This is a genomic window from Thalassolituus sp. UBA2590, assembly GCF_002339775.1.
GTDB lineage: Bacteria > Pseudomonadota > Gammaproteobacteria > Pseudomonadales > Oceanobacteraceae > Thalassolituus.
This window is the reverse complement of sequence record NZ_DDKU01000147.1, coordinates 1-4,483: the sequence shown is the minus strand read 5'-3', so window position 1 is coordinate 4,483 and position 4,483 is coordinate 1. Positions and strand designations below refer to the sequence as shown.

The window sequence follows — 4,483 nt, the reverse complement described above, 5'->3', positions numbered from 1 at the left end:
GGCCGTTGCGATACCGGTCGCACCCCAGACCAGAGCTTTCGAACTGGCCATCAGAGTGATCAGACCAACGATCAGCCAGAACACTGCTTTGCTGGTGGGTGTGCTTTCAATTTCGGCCGCTTCGTCTTCGTCGATCACAGATTCGCCGCTATCCGACGACTGCTGGAACATCAGGAAGAGAGCGAAGATCAGAGCTGCGATCAGGATCAGGGCGTCGACCAGATTCAGCTCAAGGTCGATCAGAACGACACCTGCGAGCAGGGTGATCATCATCAGCAGAGGGAGTTCTTTCTTGAGCAGGCCCTTCTGTAATGGGATCGGCGCGACAAGCGCGGTAATACCGAGTACCAGGGCGATGTTGGTGATGTTCGAGCCAATGGCGTTACCGATCGCCAGGTTGCCGGCGCCGTCGATCGAGGCCATGGCGGAGACAAACATCTCCGGTGCGGACGTGCCGATAGAGACAATGGTCAGACCAACCAGCATCTGAGACATGCCAAGGTGGCGGGCAGTGGCCGCGGCGCCGATAACGAATTTGTCGGCACTCCAGACAAGAAAAATCAGGCCAACGAGGATTGCGCCTATTTCGGGATACATAGCTAAAGATCACGCTCAGGAAATTAAGCCGCTCATTGTACCGGAGCGGTGAATCGGCGCAATTGCAACAGGATGTTCCGCCTGGCGGGCGGAATTGCCGTTGGTATGCCCAGAACAATCCGATATGCTAGCGGTCAGTTAAAGTACAGGGTAAATACAGGTCACCTGATGTCTAACAGCAATAACCACGTCGAAGTGAAGGATGTCACCTTTTATCGTGGTAAACGAAAGATCTATGACGGTCTGAATGTCGCCTTTCCCCGCGGCAAGATCACCGCAATCATGGGCCCCAGCGGCACAGGTAAAACGACACTGTTACGCATGATTGGTGGCCAGCTGAAAGCGGATTCCGGCGAAGTGCTGGTGGATGGCAGTAATGTCGGCACCATGAGTCGCGGAGACCTGTTTGAGCTGCGCAAAAACAAAATGGGTATGCTGTTTCAGACCAGTGGCCTGTTTACAGACCTCAATGTGTTCGACAACGTCGCTTTCCCGCTACGCACCCATACCGATCTGCCTGATGACATGATCCGCGATCTGGTTCTGATGAAACTTGAAGCTGTAGGCCTGCGTGGAGCGCGTGACCTGTTTCCGGCGGAGCTGTCCGGTGGCATGGTGCGCCGTGTTGCCTTAGCGCGCTCTATCGCGATGGACCCTGAGCTGATTATGTATGACGAGCCGTTTACCGGGCTCGATCCGATTTCTATGGGGATGATTCTGCGCCTGATCCGCGGTTTGAATGAAGCGCTCGGGCTGACCAGCCTACTGGTGTCTCACGACGTGGAAGAGTCCTGTCAGATTGCCGATTATCTGTGCATCGTTTCAGGCGGAAAAGTCATCGGCTTTGGTACGCCAGATGAACTCAGAAATGGCGATAACGCCGAAGTACGTCAGTTCCTTAACGGTGATCCCGATGGCCCTGTGCCATTCCATTACCCGGCCGATGACTATCGCGCTGATTTATTTGCGGGAGAGGCATAATGCTTAAGCATGTTCGAAGCCTGGGACAGGTCGGCGTTCAGTCGATCCAGTCTATCGGTCGGGCCGGTATGCTGTTTACTCAGTCGGTGACCTGGGGTGGCCCGGGCAGCGCGGGTTTTCTTGATCTGATCCGACAGATTCACTCGGTTGGTGTGCGTTCACTGTCGATCATTATTGTTGCAGGTTTCTTTGTAGGAATGGTGCTTGCTCTGCAGGGCTACAACATTCTGGTGAAATTTGGTTCGGTTTCGGCGCTTGGGACTATGGTGTCTCTGACTCTTTTGCGTGAACTCGGCCCGGTGCTTGCGGCACTGTTGTTTGCCGGGCGGGCAGGCTCAGCCTTGACCGCAGAAATCGGTCTTATGAAAGCCACTGAGCAGCTGTCTGCCATGGAGATGATGGGCGTCGATCCGCTCAAACGTGTGATTACTCCACGACTCTGGGCTGGCGTTATCAGTGTTCCGATTCTGGCATTGTTATTCAGCACAGTAGGTATCTGGGGCGGTGCGTTTGTCGCTGTCGATATGCTTGGTCTGTATGACGGCGCCTACTGGAGCAACATGGCGAACACCGTGGAGTTTTACGAAGACGTTGTTCAGGGGCTGATTAAAGCCGCTGTATTTGGTGTGGTGGTGACATGGATTGCCGTCTATCAGGGCTACGACGCCGCACCGACATCCGAAGGTATTGGTAAGGCAACAACACAAACGGTAGTGATCTCATCACTGGCGATTCTTGGACTGGATTTTATATTGACTGCGGTCATGTTAGGAGGCGTGTAAAACATGCGTATGCGTAATGTCGAACTCATGGTCGGCGGCTTTATGGTAATGGGCATTGTTGCTCTTGTGTTGATGGCCCTGCGGGTCAGCGGTCTGTCCATGGATGCCGCTGGCGAAACCTACACAATCAAGGCGCGCTTTGAAAATCTGGGTGGCCTGACAGACCGTGCGAAAGTCTCGCTGGCGGGTGTCACTATTGGCCGTGTCACCAATATTACTCTGGATCAGGAGTGGTATGCGGCCGTGGTTGAAATGGAAATAGACAAGTCGATGGACACATTGCCCATCGATACCAGTGCGTCGATTCTTACGGCTGGCCTTCTGGGTGAAAAGTACATCGGTCTCAGCGTTGGTGCTGAAATTGACTACATGCAGGATGGTGACTGGGTTCAGGATACGCAGTCTGCTGTTGTACTCGAAGAGCTGATCAGCCGCTTCCTGTTCAATAAGGCAGAGGGCGAATGACCGCGCCCTCGTTATCGGTCGCTGCCAGCGGAGAAATCCGGGTCGAAGGTGACCTGACGCTGCATACCGTAGCCAGCCTGGTTAAGCCTGGCCACGACGCTATCGCTCAGGCAAATGGTAGGGTCATTATTGATTTTGCTGCCGTGAGCCGTTTCAGTAGTGCAGGCGTTGCTCTGATCCTGAATTGGCTCCGCGCTGCCGAGGCCCGCAAGGTCGCGCTAACGATCAAAAATCCGCCGGCGGACCTGCCTGCCATTATCGAGGTCTGTGATCTCGATGAGGTTTTCGGGCCAGTCCTGTCAGGTTCTGACCTGCCGGAGTAAGTCAGTACTTCGGTTCAGCGCCTAAATCCGCTATGATTGTGCGCTTTCTGAACTGAGTGGTAGTTACAATATGTCCTCGGATATTACCCCGAACGAAATCCTGGAAGTGTTACAGGCTGAAGCCCCGGATGTTACCTGGTCTGTCGTTGACGGCTACGTAAAGGAAATCACCGGTGTCGGGGAGGTTTTCGAAGGCCTGAACGCAGTGAAGCGTCAGCAGTTCGTCTACAAAATTCTGAATCCCTATATCGTTGATGGTCGGCTTCATGCAGTGTCCATCCAGACTTATACGCCTGCTGAAAAAGCCTGAGCGTGAGACCCTGAAATGGAAAAACTGAGAATCGAGGGCGGAAACCGCCTCGACGGCGAAGTCCGTATTTCCGGCGCAAAGAACTCGGCCCTGCCTATTCTGGCGGCTACCCTTCTGGCCGAAGGCCCGATGCAGGTCGGTAACCTGCCGCACCTGCACGACATCACCACCATGCTCGAGTTACTTGGTCGTATGGGCGTAAGTGTCGCTATTAATGAAGATATGTCGGTAGAAACCGTCTGTGGTGAGCTGAACAGTCTGGTCGCGCCTTATGATCTGGTGCGTACGATGCGTGCATCGATTCTTGTGCTTGGTCCACTGCTTGCGCGTTATGGCGAAGCAGAGGTATCGCTGCCTGGTGGTTGTGCCATTGGTTCCCGTCCGGTGGATCTGCACCTGCGCGGTATGGAAGCATTAGGCGCTAAGGTCGAAGTGCTTGAAGGTTACGTTAAAGCCTGGGCACCTGAAGGCCGCTTAAAAGGCGCCAATATTTTTCTCGATACGGTGACGGTTACCGGTACTGAGAACATTATGATGGCCGCCGTACTCGCCGACGGTAAAACCGTCATCGAAAATGCCGCGCGCGAGCCGGAAGTTGTCGATCTGGCAAACTGCCTGAACGCCATGGGCGCTAAGATTACCGGCGCAGGCACCGACACCATGGAAATCGAAGGCGTCGAAAGACTGCATGGCTGTGAATTTAATGTCCTGCCAGATCGTATCGAGACCGGCACCTTTCTGGTGGCCGCGGCCGTAACTGGCGGTCGTGTTCTGTGCAAAGACACTGATCCGGTTCTGCTGGAAGCGGTTCTGCATAAGCTGCAGGAAGCGGGCGCCGAGATCAAAACCGGTGATGACTGGATCGAGCTGGATATGCACGGCAAGCGCCCGAAAGCGGTGAATATCCGCACGGCACCGCACCCAGCGTTCCCGACGGATATGCAGGCACAGTTTGTTGTGCTGAATGCCGTTGCCGAAGGTACGGGCACCGTGATCGAAACTATTTTTGAAAACCGCTTTATGCA

7 protein-coding genes are annotated in these 4,483 nt (G+C 54.4%); 6 read left to right on the top strand and 1 reads right to left on the bottom strand.

What is annotated here, in order from left to right:
• Positions 1-597 (bottom strand): sodium:calcium antiporter (locus tag B2067_RS12555; protein ID WP_414716541.1); only part of this gene is annotated, 597 nt, incomplete at its 3' end.
• A 168-nt stretch (positions 598-765) separates the two neighbouring features.
• On the opposite strand from B2067_RS12555, the gene B2067_RS12550 reads away from it, so the two are divergent.
• The 6 genes from B2067_RS12550 to murA all read left to right on the top strand — a co-directional run.
• Entirely contained in the window at positions 766-1,578 is an 813-nt protein-coding gene (locus B2067_RS12550) for an ATP-binding cassette domain-containing protein (protein ID WP_068437381.1), read from the top strand.
• Positions 1,578-2,360 carry a lipid asymmetry maintenance ABC transporter permease subunit MlaE gene (mlaE, locus tag B2067_RS12545; RefSeq protein WP_068437171.1) on the top strand — a complete coding sequence of 261 codons (783 nt, stop codon included), beginning with the start codon at positions 1,578-1,580 and terminating at the stop codon, positions 2,358-2,360. The genes B2067_RS12550 and mlaE overlap by 1 nt, the downstream gene beginning before the upstream one ends.
• 3 nt (positions 2,361-2,363) lie before the next feature.
• The gene (gene mlaD / locus B2067_RS12540; protein WP_297530665.1) at positions 2,364-2,825 is read left to right on the top strand and encodes an outer membrane lipid asymmetry maintenance protein MlaD; all 462 of its coding nucleotides are present in this window, start codon (positions 2,364-2,366) and stop codon (positions 2,823-2,825) included.
• Positions 2,822-3,148, top strand: a complete 327-nt coding sequence (locus B2067_RS12535; RefSeq protein WP_297530664.1) for an STAS domain-containing protein — start codon at positions 2,822-2,824, stop codon at positions 3,146-3,148. The genes mlaD and B2067_RS12535 overlap by 4 nt, the downstream gene beginning before the upstream one ends.
• Positions 3,149-3,218: 70 nt before the next feature.
• A complete protein-coding gene (locus B2067_RS12530) occupies positions 3,219-3,458 on the top strand; it encodes a BolA family protein (protein WP_068436037.1) in 240 nt (79 codons plus the stop codon).
• A gap of 15 nt (positions 3,459-3,473) precedes the next feature.
• Positions 3,474-4,483, top strand: a 1,010-nt coding sequence (gene murA, locus B2067_RS12525; protein WP_301388677.1) for a UDP-N-acetylglucosamine 1-carboxyvinyltransferase, incomplete at its 3' end; no start/stop codon positions are given.

What these genes read in the sequence shown, in the direction of transcription:
- B2067_RS12550 (WP_068437381.1), top strand. Translation starts at nt 766, where the DNA reads ATGTCTAACAGCAATAACCACGTCGAAGTGAAGGATGTCACCTTTTAT.
- mlaE (WP_068437171.1), top strand. Translation starts at nt 1,578, where the DNA reads ATGCTTAAGCATGTTCGAAGCCTGGGACAGGTCGGCGTTCAGTCGATC.
- mlaD (WP_297530665.1), top strand. Translation starts at nt 2,364, where the DNA reads ATGCGTATGCGTAATGTCGAACTCATGGTCGGCGGCTTTATGGTAATG.
- B2067_RS12535 (WP_297530664.1), top strand. Translation starts at nt 2,822, where the DNA reads ATGACCGCGCCCTCGTTATCGGTCGCTGCCAGCGGAGAAATCCGGGTC.
- B2067_RS12530 (WP_068436037.1), top strand. Translation starts at nt 3,219, where the DNA reads ATGTCCTCGGATATTACCCCGAACGAAATCCTGGAAGTGTTACAGGCT.